We start from the raw sequence: 13,806 nt of genomic DNA on the forward strand, positions 1-13,806 counted from the left end.
TCCAACGGCGCCTCTCGGGCCCGGTGGCACCACCCCCCAGGTCATCGACTTCCAACAGGGGGGAACAGCCATGCCGGGCCCGGAGGCCAGCAGCCCTCTTGCAGGACCGCGAAGACCATAACGGGGGAGCGGGGAGCGATGACAGCTCGGCCGAGGAGCACGCTGGCTGCGTTACGGCACGCTGCCGGATACACGCAGACGGAACTCGTGAACGCATTCCTCCGCGAGGCGGAGCGGCTGGGCGTCGACGCGTCGCTCAGCGTGCGGCAACTACGGCGCTGGGAACGCGAATCCCCGCCGCCACTGCCTCACCCCGGACAGCAAACCGTGCTGGAAGCGATGTTTGGCGTGCCGCTCGCCGAGATGGGGTTCGCAGTACCGGGCCACCGGGTGACGGATGACGCCCGGGTCCGTCACGCTGAGGCTGTGAAACGAAGGACGTTCGTCGTGGACGCCGGGGCGCTCGCCGCGGGAACCGCGCTCGCCACTGAGCGCGGACACAGAATCGGCGCCCGGGATGTCGACCAGTTCCGGACACAGCTCAGCAGCCTTTACCGCACCGATCACACCGCAGGCAGCGCACCAGCCCAGACGCGCGCCGATCGCATGGAATCGGCCCTTACGCGAGTACTGAGCACCGGCACCTACACCACACGTGTAGGCCGTGACCTACACGCCATGCTCTCCGAGCTCTACAGCCTGCAAGCCTGGTTCGGCTACGACGGTGCGCCAGTCGAGAAAGCACGCCGATCCGCCGTCGAGGCGCTCACCTCCGCGCAGCTCACCGGTGACCCGCTGCTGCACGTCTCAGCGCTGGAGACGTTCATCCTGCTCTCCGTCAAGGCGGACCGCGCATGGGAGGCGGCGAGCGCTGTCGAATACGCCTACAGCCTCGCGGACGCAGCCCACGCCGGCGCAACCGTCCGCCTGGTCATCGCACTGCGCGAGGCCAACGTCGCCACCCACACCGGCGACTTGGCCGCCGTACGCCGAGCGCTCAGCCGGGGCGTGTCCTACCTCGGCCGCATGGACTGCGACACCGACGTGCCTGGCTGGGCACGCTTCGCGGGAGTCGGTGAAGTCGACTACGCGACGGCCAGCATGTACCTCCGCGCCCGGCAGCCACAGCGCGCTGTTCCCTTCCTCCGCTCCGCCGTCTCGGAGCTGGGCAGCGGCTACTCACGCAACACCGCGTGGTACCGCGCCAAACTCGCAGGGGTCCTGCTGCAAGCCGGCGAAGACGAAGAAGCGTGCGCCGAGATGGGCGCCGTACTCGACACCTGCGACGGCATCACCTCCAACCGGCTCGCGCGCCGCATGCGCACCTTCGCACACCAGGCCGAACGGGTGAGGACGCCCGCGGCACGAGACTGCGCGGAGCGCATTCACGAGACGGTCGCGACAACAGCGGGGAGCGGCAAGGTATGAGCCACACGGACACCGTCACAGTGGAAGCACTCGACGGTGCGGGCGCCGCCGAGGCCGAGGACGCGTTCGCACTCGTCTACGCCGAGGTCTTCGCCGAGCCGCCCTACCGCGAGTCAGCTGACGACGTTGCAGACACCTTCCGCCGCTTCCGCTCCCAGACGCGCAAGCGGACCTTCCGCGGCACCCTCGCCCGCACGGCGAACGGCGAACCGATCGGGATGGCCTTCGGCTACCCGCTCAGCTCACGCACCGGTTGGTGGGATCGGGTACAGCCGCCCGTCCCGGCGGACATGAGGCGCGAGGACGGGCACCGCACGTTCGGGCTCATGGAGATGGCCGTACGTGTCCCATGGCGCCGTCAGGGCGTTGCCCGGCGCCTGCACGAGGCGCTACTCGCCGGAGGCGAAGAGGAGCGGGCGCTGCTCAACGTCCACCCGGAGAGCCAGGCCGCCCAGGAGGCGTATCGCGAGTGGGGGTACCGCAAGGTCGGCGAGGCGCACCCCTGGGCGGGCGCCGCCCTCCATGACGTCATGCTTCTCGACGTGCACGGGAGGGACTAGCAGGCGGTCGGTTGCGTGCCCACACGGAAACCTGAGACCTCGCCGGGGCGCTGCTGGTCAGCTCCGACGGTCCCCCGCGCGCACATCTTCGAGTCCGGGGCAGGCACCCGGCGGCGCCGGACCGGGGAACTGTCCGGGGGCCGGACAGCCGGGGTCGGCCCCGCCCCGCGCGGTCAGCCCAGCACCGGGAGCAGGGCGGAGAGGTCGGCGCGTTCGCCGCTCGCCGACAGCTGGGCCGTGCCCGCCAGCTCCGTCCACTCCGCGCGGCCCGTGGCGAGCCGTACCCAGGTCAGCGGGTCGGCCTCCACCACGTTCGGCGGGGTGCCCCGGGTGTGCCGCGGGCCCTCGACGGCCTGCACCACCGCGTACGGCGGGACCCGTACCTCCACCGCGCCCCCGGGCGCCTTCGCCGCGAACGCATCCGCCAGCAGCCGCACGGTGGTCGCGAGCGCCACCCGGTCCAGGCCGACGCGCACCCCCGCCGCCCGCGCCAGGTCATCGCTGTGCACGACGAGCTCGACCAGCCGGGTCACCGTGAAGTCGTGCATCCGCATCGCGCCGAAGCGGTGCGGGATCAGCAGGTCCTCGCGGACGGCCTGCTCGATGACCGGCTCCAGCTGCGCCACGGCCTCGTCGATCCGGGCCGCGCCGTCCCCGGCGCGCTCCGCCTCGCCGAGGGTCTGCTCGTCGATCCGGTCGGCGATGGTCCCGGTGCTCAGGGCCCAGCGGGTGAGGGAGACCTCGGGGGCCCGCGCCGCGGCCTCGGGCTCGCCCAGCAGCCGCGGAACGGCGTCGATCTGCAGCGCGATATGGACGAGCAGCGCGTGGACGTCCCAGCCGGGCAGCCCGGAGTGCCGGGCGCGCTGCTCGGGCGTGAGCTGGTGCGCGGCCTCGGTGACCGCCTCGACCTGGGCGACGAGCGCCTTGCGGGTCTTGGCGGGGTCGTATGTCCGGGGCTTCCTGTCCCGTGTCCGGTCTCTTCTGCTCGCGGGCGGCATGACAGCGACGGTAGCGCGCCCCGGAGGGGCGCGGGGAACTGCGCGCCCAGGCACAGATCACCCGCACCCTGCCGCGAGCAGCACGGGGCAGCCCCTCCCCGGCAGGCTCAGCCGAAAAGTTCCGGGATCGTCGACTCGTGTGCGGCCCGCAGCTCGCTCAGCGGGAGCGCGAACTGGCCCTGGACGTCCAGCGAGCCGCCGTCCACGACGCCGATGCGGGCCGCCGGCATGCCGCGCGCCGCGCACATGTCGGTGAACCGGACCTCCTCGCTGCGCGGGATCGCCACCAGCGCGCGGCCCTGCGACTCGGAGAACAGGAAGACGAACGGGTCGGCCCCGTCCGGCACCACGATCCGGGCGCCCTTGCCGCCGCGCAGACAGGACTCGGCCAGCGCCTGGACCAGCCCTCCGTCCGAGATGTCGTGCGCGGCGTCGGCCATGCCGTCCCGCGAGGCCGCGATCAGGATCTCGCCGAGCAGCCGCTCGCGTTCCAGGTCCACCCGCGGCGGCGTGCCGCCGAGGTGGCCGTGCGCGACCTGCGACCAGGCCGAGCCGCCGAACTCCTCCGCCGTGTCGCCGAGGAGGTAGATCAGCTGCCCCTCGTCGCGGAACGCCATGGGGGTGCGGCGGGCGACGTCGTCGATGACGCCGAGCACGCCGACCACCGGCGTGGGGTGGACGGCGGCCTCGCCGGTCTGGTTGTACAGCGAGACGTTGCCGCCGGTGACCGGGGTGCCCAGCTGGTGGCAGGCGTCGGCCAGGCCCCGGCACGCCTCGGCGAACTGCCACATCGCGGCCGGGTCCTCGGGCGAGCCGAAGTTGAGGCAGTCGGTCACCGCGAGCGGGCGCGCGCCGGTCGCGGCGACGTTGCGGTACGCCTCCGCGAGCGCCAGCCGCGCTCCCTCGTACGGGTCGAGCTTGGCGTAGCGGCCGTTGCCGTCCGTGGCGAGGGCCACGCCGAGGCCGGTCTCCGCGTCGATACGGATCATGCCGCCGTCCTCGGGCGGGGCGAGCACCGTGTCGCCGAGGACGTACCGGTCGTACTGGTCGGTGATCCAGGACTTGGCGGCCTGGTTCGGGGAGGAGAGCAGCGCGAGGACGGCGGCGCGCAGCTCCTTGCCGTCCGCCGGGCGGGGCAGCCGGGCCGGGTCGTCCGCCTGGAGCGCGTCCTGCCAGCCAGGACGCGCGTACGGGCGCTCGTAGACCGGGCCCTCGTGCGCGACGGTACGCGGGTCCACGTCGACGACCCGCTCGCCGTGCCAGTAGATCTCCAGCCGCTCGCCGTCCGTGACCTCGCCGATGACGGTGGCGGTGACCTCCCACTTCTCGCAGATCGCGAGGAAGTCGGCCACCTTGCCGGGCTCGACGACCGCGCACATCCTCTCCTGCGACTCGCTCATGAGGATCTCCTCGGGGGAGAGCGAGGAGTCGCGCAGCGGCACGTCGTCCAGCTCGACGCGCATCCCGCCGGAGCCGTTGGAGGCCAGCTCGCTGGTGGCGCAGGACAGCCCGGCGGCGCCGAGGTCCTGGATGCCGGTGACCAGCCCGGCGTGGAACGCCTCCAGGGTGCACTCGATGAGCAGCTTCTCCTGGAACGGGTCGCCGACCTGGACGGCGGGCCGCTTGGAGGGCTTCTCCGAGTCGAACGTCTCGGAGGCGAGGATCGAGGCGCCGCCGATGCCGTCGCCGCCGGTGCGCGCCCCGTAGAGGATGACCTTGTTGCCGGTCCCTGCGGCCTTCGCCAGGTGGATGTCCTCGTGCTTCATCACGCCCACGCAGAGCGCGTTGACCAGCGGGTTCCCCTGGTAGCAGGAGTCGAAGACGACCTCGCCGCCGATGTTGGGCAGGCCCAGGCAGTTGCCGTAGCCGCCGATGCCCGCGACGACGCCGGGCAGCACCCGCTTGGTGTCCGGGTGGTCGGCGGCGCCGAACCGCAGCGGGTCCATGACGGCGACCGGGCGGGCCCCCATGGCGATGATGTCGCGCACGATGCCGCCGATGCCGGTGGCGGCGCCCTGGTAGGGCTCGACATACGACGGGTGGTTGTGCGACTCGACCTTGAAGGTGACGGCGTAGCCCTGCCCGACGTCCACCACCCCGGCCTGCTCGCCGATGCCGACGAGCAGCGCGTCGGAGTGCGGCGCCTTGTCCCCGAACTGCTTCAGATGCACCTTGCTGCTCTTGTACGAGCAGTGCTCGGACCACATCACCGAGTACATGGCCAGCTCGGCGCCGGTCGGGCGGCGGCCGAGGATCTCGCGGACGCGGTCGTACTCGTCGCGCTTGAGGCCGAGCTCGGCCCAGGGCTGCTCGGTGTCGGGGGTCCGCGCCGCGTGCTCGACCGTGTCGAGGTTCCTGCCGTTCTTGCCGTTCTTGCCGTTCTCGCCGCTCATGCGTTGCTCACCAGGTAGTTCTCGAGGACCGAGGTGAAGAATCCCAGCCCGTCGGTGGTCGGGCCGGTCAGGGGCTCCACGGCGTGCTCGGGGTGCGGCATCAGGCCGACCACGTTGCCCGCTTCGTTGGTGATACCAGCGATATCGCGGTGCGAGCCGTTGGGGTTCACACCGAGGTAGCGGAAGACGACCCGCCCCTCGGACTCCAGTTCGTCGAGGGTGCGCTCGTCCGCGATGTAGCCGCCCTCGCCGTTCTTCAGCGGGACGGTGATCTCCTCCCCGGCCGCGTAGTCGCGGGTCCAGGGGGTCGCGGCGTTCTCCACCCGGAGCCGCTGGTCCCGGCAGACGAAGTGGAGGTGATCATTTCGGGTGAGCGCCCCGGGCAGCAGATGGGATTCGCACAGCACCTGGAAGCCGTTGCAGATACCGAGCACCGGCATTCCGGCCCTGGCCTGCCCGATGACGCTCTCCATCACGGGCGAGAAACGGGCGATGGCCCCGCACCGCAGATAGTCGCCGTAGGAGAATCCGCCGGGCAGGACGACCGCGTCCACCTGGTGCAGGTCCCTGTCCCGGTGCCAGAGCGCGACGGGTTCGCCGCCCGCGAGGGCCACGGCGCGGCGCGCGTCGCGGTCGTCGAGCGAGCCGGGAAAGGTGACGACGCCGATACGGGTGGTCACGCCGAGGCCCCCTCGGACTCCTCCACACGCACCGTGAAGTTCTCGATCACGGTGTTGGCGAGAAAGGTCTCGGCCAACTCCCGGACACCTGCCAGGGCCGCGTCGTCCACCGGCCCCTCCAGTTCCAGCTCGAAGCGCTTGCCCTGGCGGACATCGGCGATTCCCCCGAAGCCGAGGCGGGGCAGTGCACGCTGCACCGCCTGCCCCTGCGGGTCGAGGATCTCGGGCTTCAGCATGACGTCGACTACGACGCGAGCCACGGGTACTCCTAGGTGTTCTGAGCGAGGGCGCTGCGGGGATGCCGCGAGGCGCCGCGGGGACGCTCGCGGGCGCTGCGCTGGCCAGCGTACCCGGCGGGAGAATCTACGCGCGTTGATATCTGTGATGTTTGCCCCTCGGCTTCGCGAAGCACTGGGAAAAACGCCGGGAAAAAAGTATGGTCCAGATTGCGGCGGGCCGGCCGGGTCGGCTTCCATTGGAATTCGCCGCGCAAGAAGGCACAGCAGAATAAGGCCAATCCCCTCTACTACCGGGCTCACCGCCGTCGGCGCATCCGCCACCCGCACCGTTCACACGGGACGGGCGGTCGAAAAGACGGAGTGATCCCTTTCGTGATCCTGAAGGAAGGACCGATATCCGTGGCACAGCGCGTAGTGGTCACACTCTCCGATGACATCGACGGCGGGGAAGCGGCGGAGACGGTCTCCTTCGGACTCGACGGGAAGACCTACGAGATCGACCTCAACTCCGACAACGCCCACCGGCTCCGCAAGGACCTCGCCCCCTATGTCGAGGCCGGCCGCAAGCGGGCGAAGTCCGGCAAGACCTACCACCGCACCTCCGTCGCACCGGACCCGCGCGCGGTGCGCGCCTGGGCGGAGTCGAACGGCTACGAGGTCCCGGCGCGCGGCCGCATCCCGAAGAAGATCTACGAGGCGTTCAACGCGTCCCACTGACGCGGCCCCGACGGCGGGCACCGGAAGCCGACTTGCCAGATCCCCCCTGCGTTCCGCTAGAGTTCAGGCACGCCGCGAGGGGGAACCCCGAAAGGGGACGAGCCCGGCGGCCGCGCGGGTGTAGCTCAGTAGTAGAGCGCCCTCTTTCCAAGAGGGAGGCGCAGTGTGCGATTCCTGTCACCCGCTCTCCACCGCTGGCCCCCGGCCCCCGCCGGTCGGGTACAGTGTGGGGGCGCTGCGGACGTAGCTCAGTTGGTAGAGCGCAACCTTGCCAAGGTTGAGGTCGCGAGTTCGAGCCTCGTCGTCCGCTCCAGTGAAGAAGGGCCCGGCCATCGCGGCCGGGCCCTTCTCTTTACCTGCCGGCGGCTCAGCCGGACGCCTCCAGCTCCGCCACCAGCCGGGCCGCCGTCGGCACCGGCACCCCGCGCTCCTCCGCGGCCCGCAGCAGCGCCCCGCCGATCGCGTCGAGCTCCAGCTCCCGCCCCGCCTCCGCGTCCCGCAGCATGGACGACTTGTTGCCGGCCGGGAACGCGTCGCAGCGCTCCAGCACCGCCGCGGGGTCGACACTCGCCCCGCAGGCCCGCGCCACCGCGGCGGCCTCCTCCAGCACGGCCACCAGCTCGTCGCGCCGCTCGGTCCGTACGGCGCCGATCGTCGCCCGATAGCGGGTGGTCAGCAGGGCGACCGGCGCCAGGAAGGCCAGCTTCGCCCACATCACACCGGCCTCGTCCGGCACCACCCGGGCCTCCGCTCCGGCGTCCGTGAACAGCGCGGCCAGCGGCCCGAGCCGCTCCTCGGCGCCGGCCAGCTCGATCTGGACGAACGGGCTCCCGTGCTCGATCACCCCCGGCGCCGTGCGGGTCGACTCGACCTTGACGGTGGCCGGGACGACCGGCCCGGCGCCGTACCGGCGGCGCAGCGCGGCGAGGTGGTCGACGCCGTTGAGCAGGGGCACGAGCGGAGCGTCCCCGAGCACCCCGGCGGGCAGCCGGTCCAGCGCCGCCTCCAGCGCGGTGTGCTTGACCGTGACCAGGCACAGATCGACGGGCTCGCGCAGCGCGGTGTCCGCCTCGACCCGGGCGGTGAAGTCGCCGCAGTGCCCGCTGCGCACCCGGAGTCCGTCGGTCCGCAGCGCACGCGCGGTGTCCTCGCCGGCGAGGCAGAGCACCCGGTGTCCGGCGCGGGCGAGCAGGGCGGCCAGCAGGCCGCCCACGCCGCCGGGGCCGAGGACCGCCACGGTCCGGTGGCCGGTGGCGCCGGTGGCGCCGGTGCCGCCGGTGCCGCGGGCGGTCGGTCCGGGAGCCGGGAGGGCCAGGAGGGGAGGTATCGGGCACGATGGCGGCGTCCTTCCGGTCGGGTGACGGATGACGTGATCGTCGGACGGATCCACCCCCCAGTCAACCCTAAACTTGTGTGCCGATACCCAAGTTCTCCCTAAACCCGGTCGATCGGTCGGCACGGGCCCGGCGCGCTCCGCCATGACATCCGTCATACGGAGCCGTGACGGCACGCACTGCTCCCGGCGCCCCGCGGGCGGAACGCTGGGAGCCATGGAAGCAATCGAAGCCGAAGGGCTGAAACGGCGCTACGCGCAGGAGTTCGAGGCCGTGCGCGGCGTCTCGTTCTCCGTGCGCGAGGGGGAGATCTTCGCGCTCCTCGGCACCAACGGAGCGGGGAAGACGTCCACCGTCGAGGTGCTGGAGGGGCTGGCGCGGCCGAGCGCGGGCCGGGTGCGGGTGCTCGGTTTCGACCCGTTCACCGAGCGCGCGCGGGTGCGCCCGCGCACCGGCGTGATGCTCCAGGAGGGCGGGTTCCCTTCCGAGCTGACCGTGACCGAGACGGCGCGGATGTGGGCGGGCTGCGCGGACGCGCCCCGGCCGGTGCCGGAGGTGCTGGAGACGGTCGGGCTGGCGCACCGCGCGGACGTGCGGGTGCTCCAGCTCTCGGGCGGGGAGCGGCGGCGGCTCGATCTGGCGCTGGCGCTCATCGGACGGCCCGAGGTGCTCTTCCTCGACGAGCCGACGACCGGCATGGACCCCGAGGGGCGGCGGGAGACGGCCGCGCTGGTGCGCACGCTGCGAGCCGAGGGCACGACGGTGCTGCTGACCACGCACTATCTGGACGAGGCCGAGCAGCTGGCCGACCGGCTGGCGATCATGCACGCCGGGGAGATCGTCGCGTCCGGCACGCCGGAGCAGGTCGTCGCCGCGCAGCCGTCCCGTATCCGCTTCAGGCTCCCCGCCGGGCTGCGGCCGGAGCGGCTGCCGCTGTCGGTGCCCGCCGCCGTGCACGGGCGGACGGTCTCGGTGCGCACCCACACCCTCCAGGAGGCGCTCACCGAGCTGCTGCTGTGGGCGCGTGCGGAGGGCGTCGAGCTGGAGGGGCTGCATGCGCGGACCGCGTCGCTCGAGGAGGCGTTTTTGGAGATCGCCGGAGCGGAGGTGCTGCGATGAGCGCGGTCGCCGAGGAACGCGGGGCCTCGATGCGGCGGATGCGGGCGCTGGGCCGCGCCGAGATGACGCTGCTCGCGCGGAGCCGGGCGGCGCTGTTCGTGGCGCTGGCGCTCCCCGTGGCCCTCACCGTGTCGCTCCAGCGGATGGTGCCGACGGACCGGGTCGAGGACGCCGGCCTCTCCGTGGGCACGGCGGTGCTGCCCGGCTCGGTCGGCCTGGTGCTGCTGTTCGCCGTCTACACCAACCTGATGGGCGTCTATGTCGCCCGCCGCGAGGAGCTGGTGCTCAAGCGGCTGCGTACGGGCCAGGCGAGAGAGCCGGAGATCCTGGGCGCGGCTGCGCTGCCCGCCGCCGCGGTGGGGCTGGCGCAGGCCGTGGTGCTGATGGCCGGGGGCGCCGTCGCGCTGGACGTGGGGGCGCCCGAGCGGCCGGATCTGCTCGTGGCGGGCCTGGTGCTGGGCGTGGCGCTGATGGCGGTGCTGGCGGCGGTCACCGCGATGGTGACCCGGACCACGGAGCTGGCGCAGCTCACGGGGATGCCGCTGATGCTGGTCAGCCTGGTCGGCTCGGGGATGTTCATCCCGCTGGAGATCGCGCCCGACCAGGTCGCGGCCGTGTGCCGGGCCCTGCCGCTGACCCCGGTGATGGACCTGCTGCGCGGCGGCTGGACGGGCCGGCTCGGCGTCGCGGAGACGCTGCGTGCGCTGGTGACCGCCCTGTCGTGGATCGCGCTGGGGGTGTTTGCTGTACGAAGGTGGTTCCGGTGGGAGCCGCGGCGCTGACCAGGGACGCAGACACCGGCAGCGAGACAGGCGCAGGGACGGGCCCAGGGACAGGGACAGGCACAGGCACTGGCACAGGTACGGGTACGGGTACGGGTACAGGTACAGGGACGGTGGATGGCGTGATCGGCTGGGCCAGGGCCAAGCAGGCCGGCTGGCGGCGGCGCAGCAGGCCCGAGCAGGTCGAGACGCATACGCGCGGCACGCTCCTGTGCCTGCCGTGGCTGTTCTGCCTGGTGTCCGTCCCGCAGCTGATCGTCGTCACCCGGCACTCCACGGCGGGAACCGTGCTCGCCTGGGTGATCCTCGTGCTGGCGCTGGCGCAGTGCGCCCTGGCCCTGCCCGCGCTGCGGCGGGCCCTCGACTCCTATGTGCGGCGCGGCGCACCGCCGCGCCGCCTCACGGCCGCCCTCGCGGCGCTGCTGTTCGTCTTCACGGCGCTGATGGCGGCGCTGATCGCGATCGACGCGCTGGACGCGCCGGCGACAGCCGCCGTGACCATGTTCGCCGTCATGCTGCCCTGGACGGCGGTGTACTCGCTGAGCGCCCCGTTGCGCCGCGCCACCGCGAGCGTCGCCGGGTACACGGCGGGGGTGGTCGGCGTCTTCGCGCTCGCCGGGCTGCCCGCGCAGGCGCTGGCGGGCACGGCCGCGCTGATGCTGCTCAGCGCCCTGGTCGGGGTCTTCTCCCCGCGCTCCTCCGCCTGGTACATCGCGGTGCTGCGGGAGCTGGAGGAGGCCCGCGAGACCCAGGCGCGGCTGGCGGTCGCCGAGGAGCGGCTGCGCTTCGGCCGGGATCTGCACGATGTGATGGGCCGCAATCTGTCGGTGATCGCGCTCAAGAGCGAGCTGGCGGTGCAGCTGGCGCGGCGCGACCCCGCGGGCACCGACGGCGCGGTCGATCAGATGGAGGAGGTGCAGCGCCTCGCCCGCGAGTCCCAGACCGAGGTGCGCGACGTCGTCCGGGGCTACCGCGAGGCGGGCCTGACCACCGAGCTCGCCGGGGCCCGCGGCGTGCTGCGCGCCGCCGGGGTCGACTGCCGGATCGAGGGCGACGGCGAGGCGCTGTCGGACGACGTCCAGTCGGCGCTGGGCTGGGTGGTCCGGGAGGGCGCCACCAACGTACTGCGGCACGCGGACGCGACGCGCTGCACCGTGCGGCTCGACGTCGCGCCCCGCTCGGCGGTCCTGCTGGTGGAGAACGACGGGGCCGCGCCCGGCGCGCCGCGGCGCGGCGGCGGCTCCGGGCTGCCGGGGCTGCGGGAGCGGCTGGCCGCGCTGGACGGCACACTGACGACGGAGCGGCCCCAGGAGGGCGTGTTCCGGCTGCGGGCCACCGTCCCGCTGGCGGACGACACGGACACGAGGGAGGTGAGCCGCGGTGGACGAGCGGCCCATCCGGGTTCTGCTGGCTGACGACGAGCATCTGATCCGGGGCGCGCTGGCGGCGCTGCTCGCGCTGGAGGACGACCTGGAGATCGTCGCGGAGGCGGCCTCGGGGCCCGAGGCCATGGCGATGGCGCGGGCGCACCAGCCCGATGTGGCGGTGCTCGACCTGCAGATGCCGGGAGCCGACGGGGTGCGGGTGGCCACGGAGCTGCGGGACGCGGCGCCGGACTGCCGGACGATGATCGTGACCAGCCATGGGCGGCCGGGCCATCTGAAGCGGGCGCTGGCCGCCGGCGTCCGCGGTTTCGTACCGAAGACGGCGTCGGCCCAGCAGCTCGCGGAGATCATCCGTACCGTGCACGGCGGCGGCCGGTTCGTCGAACCCGGGCTGGCGGCCGACGCGATCAGCGGCGGGGACTCCCCGCTGTCGGCGCGCGAGACGGAGGTGCTGGAGCTGGCGGCGGACGGGGCGCCGGTCGCGGAGATCGCCGAGCGGGTCTCCCTCACCCAGGGGACGGTGCGGAACTACCTGTCGGCCGCCGTGGCGAAGACCGGGACCGAGAACCGGCACGCGGCCGCGCGGGCGGCCGAGCGCCGGGGGTGGATCTGAGCACCCGTGGGCGTGGCTATACTGGACGGCGCACCCGGGGGAGCCCGTGGGTGATGCGGACGTAGCTCAGTTGGTAGAGCGCAACCTTGCCAAGGTTGAGGTCGCGAGTTCGAGCCTCGTCGTCCGCTCCGGCGAAGAAGGGGCCCGACCACAGCGGTCGGGCCCCTTCCCTTTGCCCCTGGGCTTCCCTGTTGCCCTCAGGCCCTCAGGCCCAACGGACGCCCGTGAGGCGTTCGTACGCCTCGATGTAGCGGTTCCGGGTGGCCGTCACCACCTCGTCGGGCAGCGCCGGCGGCGGCTGGTTCCCCGCGCGGTCCCACCCGGACGCCGACGACACCAGCCAGTCGCGGATCGGCTGCTTGTCGAAGGACGGCTGATCGCGGCCCGGCCGCCACACATCGGCGGGCCAGAAGCGGGAGGAGTCGGGGGTCAGCGCCTCGTCCGCCAGCGTCAGCACCTCTCCGTGCCAGCCGAACTCGAACTTGGTGTCGGCCAGGATGATGCCCCGGTCGCGGGCGATGTCCCGGGCCCGGTCGTACGCGGCGAGGGTCGCCTGCCGCAGCTCCGCGGCCGTCTCGGGGCCGAGCCGACGGGCGACCTCCTCGTAGGCGACGTTCTCATCGTGGTCGCCGACGGCGGCCTTGGTGGCGGGGGTGAAGATCGGGCCGGGCAGCTCCGAGCCGTTCTCCAGGCCCTCGGGGAGGGCGAGCCCGCAGACCGTACGGGACTCCCGGTACTCCGCCAGCCCGGAGCCGGCGAGGTAGCCGCGGGCCACGCACTCGACGGGGATCATGCGCAGGGACCGGCAGACGGTCACCCGGCCCGCCCAGTCGGCGGGGGCGCCCTCGGGGACGTCCGTGCCGAGGACATGGTTCGGGATCAGGTCGGCGAGCTGGTCGAACCACCACAGGGAGAGCCTGGTGAGGATCCGGCCCTTGTCGGGGATCTGGGTGGGGAGCACCCAGTCGTGGGCCGAGACGCGGTCGCTGGCGACCATGACCAGGTCCCCCGCCTCGTTCTGGTAGAGGTCCCGCACCTTGCCGGTGTGCAGATGGACGAGGTTGGGCACCTGTACGGGTTCCGGCTTCTCGACGAATCCGCTCATATTCCCTCCGGGTGGACCGACGTGTGGGGTGACCCTCCGATTGTCCCCTGCGGCTCCTGACTCCTGGCGGAAGGGTGTGGGAACTGCGCTCGTTTGAGTGTGCATAAGTGTGCATAATCTTGTTCTAGTTGAGCTATGGTCTTGGTGTGAATCTGACGGAGTGGGCGCGGGCGCAGGGGATCAGTCCCCATACGGCGTACCGGTGGTTTCGTAACGGGACGCTGCCGGTGCCCGCTCGGCGTGTGGGGCCGCGCACGATCCTGGTGAACATCGACGCGGCCACGGCGCCGGAGGCCGTCGGCGGCCTGGGGCTGTACGCCCGTGTCTCCTAATTCGTGAGTAGGCGGTTCCAGGGCAGCCCCGTGAAGGGCTGCTGGACTGACTGATGTGGATGGGTTTCGCGGTGGCCGCGTGGGCGCCGGATGGACTCCTGTGTTCTCCCGGCCCGCTGAG

The 13,806-nt window shown here is 72.6% G+C and carries 13 protein-coding genes, 3 tRNA genes and 1 pseudogene; 11 read left to right on the top strand and 6 right to left on the bottom strand.

Annotation, left to right across the window (positions count from 1 at the left end; genetic code table 11):
• The first annotated feature begins 207 nt into the window (after window positions 1–207).
• Entirely contained in the window at window positions 208–1,428 is a 1,221-nt protein-coding gene (locus tag G5C65_RS17775) for an NsdA family TPR-like regulatory protein (protein WP_338146486.1), read from the top strand.
• Window positions 1,425–1,988 carry a GNAT family N-acetyltransferase gene (locus G5C65_RS17780; RefSeq protein ID WP_165299839.1) on the top strand — a complete coding sequence of 188 codons (564 nt, stop codon included), beginning with the start codon at window positions 1,425–1,427 and terminating at the stop codon, window positions 1,986–1,988. Before G5C65_RS17775 ends, G5C65_RS17780 begins: the two co-directional genes overlap by 4 nt.
• Before the next feature lie 173 nt (window positions 1,989–2,161).
• On the opposite strand, the gene G5C65_RS17785 is transcribed toward G5C65_RS17780, so the two are convergent.
• From G5C65_RS17785 to purS, 4 genes are all read right to left on the bottom strand, one after another.
• Window positions 2,162–2,986: a maleylpyruvate isomerase family mycothiol-dependent enzyme gene (locus G5C65_RS17785; protein WP_165299840.1), complete on the bottom strand. Its 825-nt coding sequence runs from the start codon at window positions 2,984–2,986 to the stop codon at window positions 2,162–2,164.
• Window positions 2,987–3,093: 107 nt separating this feature from the next.
• Complete coding sequence (gene purL, locus G5C65_RS17790; protein WP_165299841.1) at window positions 3,094–5,379, bottom strand: phosphoribosylformylglycinamidine synthase subunit PurL; 2,286 nt, start codon at window positions 5,377–5,379, stop codon at window positions 3,094–3,096.
• Entirely contained in the window at window positions 5,376–6,059 is a 684-nt protein-coding gene (gene purQ, locus G5C65_RS17795) for a phosphoribosylformylglycinamidine synthase subunit PurQ (RefSeq protein WP_165299842.1), read from the bottom strand. Before purQ ends, purL begins: the two co-directional genes overlap by 4 nt.
• The gene (purS, locus tag G5C65_RS17800) at window positions 6,056–6,319 is read right to left on the bottom strand and encodes a phosphoribosylformylglycinamidine synthase subunit PurS (protein ID WP_165299843.1); all 264 of its coding nucleotides are present in this window, start codon (window positions 6,317–6,319) and stop codon (window positions 6,056–6,058) included. The genes purQ and purS overlap by 4 nt, the downstream gene beginning before the upstream one ends.
• A gap of 378 nt (window positions 6,320–6,697) precedes the next feature.
• Between purS and G5C65_RS17805 the strand changes: the two genes are divergently transcribed.
• The 3 genes from G5C65_RS17805 to G5C65_RS17815 all read left to right on the top strand — a co-directional run bounded on the left by G5C65_RS17805 (window position 6,698) and on the right by G5C65_RS17815 (window position 7,328).
• Entirely contained in the window at window positions 6,698–7,015 is a 318-nt protein-coding gene (locus G5C65_RS17805; RefSeq protein ID WP_165299844.1) for an Lsr2 dimerization domain-containing protein, read from the top strand.
• 114 nt (window positions 7,016–7,129) lie between these two features.
• Window positions 7,130–7,201, top strand: a tRNA-Gly gene (locus G5C65_RS17810).
• Window positions 7,202–7,252: 51 nt separating this feature from the next.
• Window positions 7,253–7,328 (top strand) — tRNA-Gly (locus G5C65_RS17815).
• Between the two features lie 54 nt (window positions 7,329–7,382).
• On the opposite strand, the gene G5C65_RS17820 is transcribed toward G5C65_RS17815, so the two are convergent.
• The gene (locus G5C65_RS17820; RefSeq protein WP_338146488.1) at window positions 7,383–8,252 is read right to left on the bottom strand and encodes a ketopantoate reductase family protein; all 870 of its coding nucleotides are present in this window, start codon (window positions 8,250–8,252) and stop codon (window positions 7,383–7,385) included.
• A gap of 313 nt (window positions 8,253–8,565) precedes the next feature.
• Here G5C65_RS17820 and G5C65_RS17825 point away from each other — a divergent pair, with 313 nt between their 5' ends.
• The 5 genes from G5C65_RS17825 to G5C65_RS17845 all read left to right on the top strand — a co-directional run bounded on the left by G5C65_RS17825 (window position 8,566) and on the right by G5C65_RS17845 (window position 12,376).
• Window positions 8,566–9,468 carry an ABC transporter ATP-binding protein gene (locus G5C65_RS17825; RefSeq protein WP_206441938.1) on the top strand — a complete coding sequence of 301 codons (903 nt, stop codon included), beginning with the start codon at window positions 8,566–8,568 and terminating at the stop codon, window positions 9,466–9,468.
• A complete protein-coding gene (locus G5C65_RS17830) occupies window positions 9,465–10,250 on the top strand; it encodes an ABC transporter permease (RefSeq protein WP_165299847.1) in 786 nt (261 codons plus the stop codon). Before G5C65_RS17825 ends, G5C65_RS17830 begins: the two co-directional genes overlap by 4 nt.
• Window positions 10,251–10,363: 113 nt before the next feature.
• Window positions 10,364–11,665, top strand: a complete 1,302-nt coding sequence (locus tag G5C65_RS40470; RefSeq protein ID WP_338146487.1) for a sensor histidine kinase — start codon at window positions 10,364–10,366, stop codon at window positions 11,663–11,665.
• Window positions 11,631–12,248: a response regulator gene (locus G5C65_RS17840; RefSeq protein WP_165299848.1), complete on the top strand. Its 618-nt coding sequence runs from the start codon at window positions 11,631–11,633 to the stop codon at window positions 12,246–12,248. Before G5C65_RS40470 ends, G5C65_RS17840 begins: the two co-directional genes overlap by 35 nt.
• Window positions 12,249–12,303: 55 nt before the next feature.
• Window positions 12,304–12,376 (top strand) — tRNA-Gly (locus G5C65_RS17845).
• Between the two features lie 77 nt (window positions 12,377–12,453).
• On the opposite strand, the gene G5C65_RS17850 is transcribed toward G5C65_RS17845, so the two are convergent.
• The gene (locus G5C65_RS17850; protein WP_165299849.1) at window positions 12,454–13,353 is read right to left on the bottom strand and encodes a phosphoribosylaminoimidazolesuccinocarboxamide synthase; all 900 of its coding nucleotides are present in this window, start codon (window positions 13,351–13,353) and stop codon (window positions 12,454–12,456) included.
• Window positions 13,354–13,499: 146 nt separating this feature from the next.
• Here G5C65_RS17850 and G5C65_RS40475 point away from each other — a divergent pair.
• Window positions 13,500–13,682 (top strand): annotated as a pseudogene (locus G5C65_RS40475) (IS607 family transposase); the annotation flags it as partial.
• Window positions 13,683–13,806: the final 124 nt, after the last annotated feature.

The sequence above is a fragment of the Streptomyces boncukensis genome (genome assembly GCF_011045075.1).
Taxonomy (GTDB): domain Bacteria; phylum Actinomycetota; class Actinomycetes; order Streptomycetales; family Streptomycetaceae; genus Streptomyces; species Streptomyces boncukensis.

Excerpts from the sequence above, each read along its gene's own strand:
- G5C65_RS17830 (WP_165299847.1), top strand. The coding sequence starts at position 9,465 with ATGAGCGCGGTCGCCGAGGAACGCGGGGCCTCGATGCGGCGGATGCGG.
- G5C65_RS17785 (WP_165299840.1), bottom strand. The coding sequence starts at position 2,986 with ATGCCGCCCGCGAGCAGAAGAGACCGGACACGGGACAGGAAGCCCCGG.
- G5C65_RS17780 (WP_165299839.1), top strand. The coding sequence starts at position 1,425 with ATGAGCCACACGGACACCGTCACAGTGGAAGCACTCGACGGTGCGGGC.
- purL (WP_165299841.1), bottom strand. The coding sequence starts at position 5,379 with ATGAGCGGCGAGAACGGCAAGAACGGCAAGAACGGCAGGAACCTCGAC.
- G5C65_RS17825 (WP_206441938.1), top strand. The coding sequence starts at position 8,566 with ATGGAAGCAATCGAAGCCGAAGGGCTGAAACGGCGCTACGCGCAGGAG.
- G5C65_RS17850 (WP_165299849.1), bottom strand. The coding sequence starts at position 13,353 with ATGAGCGGATTCGTCGAGAAGCCGGAACCCGTACAGGTGCCCAACCTC.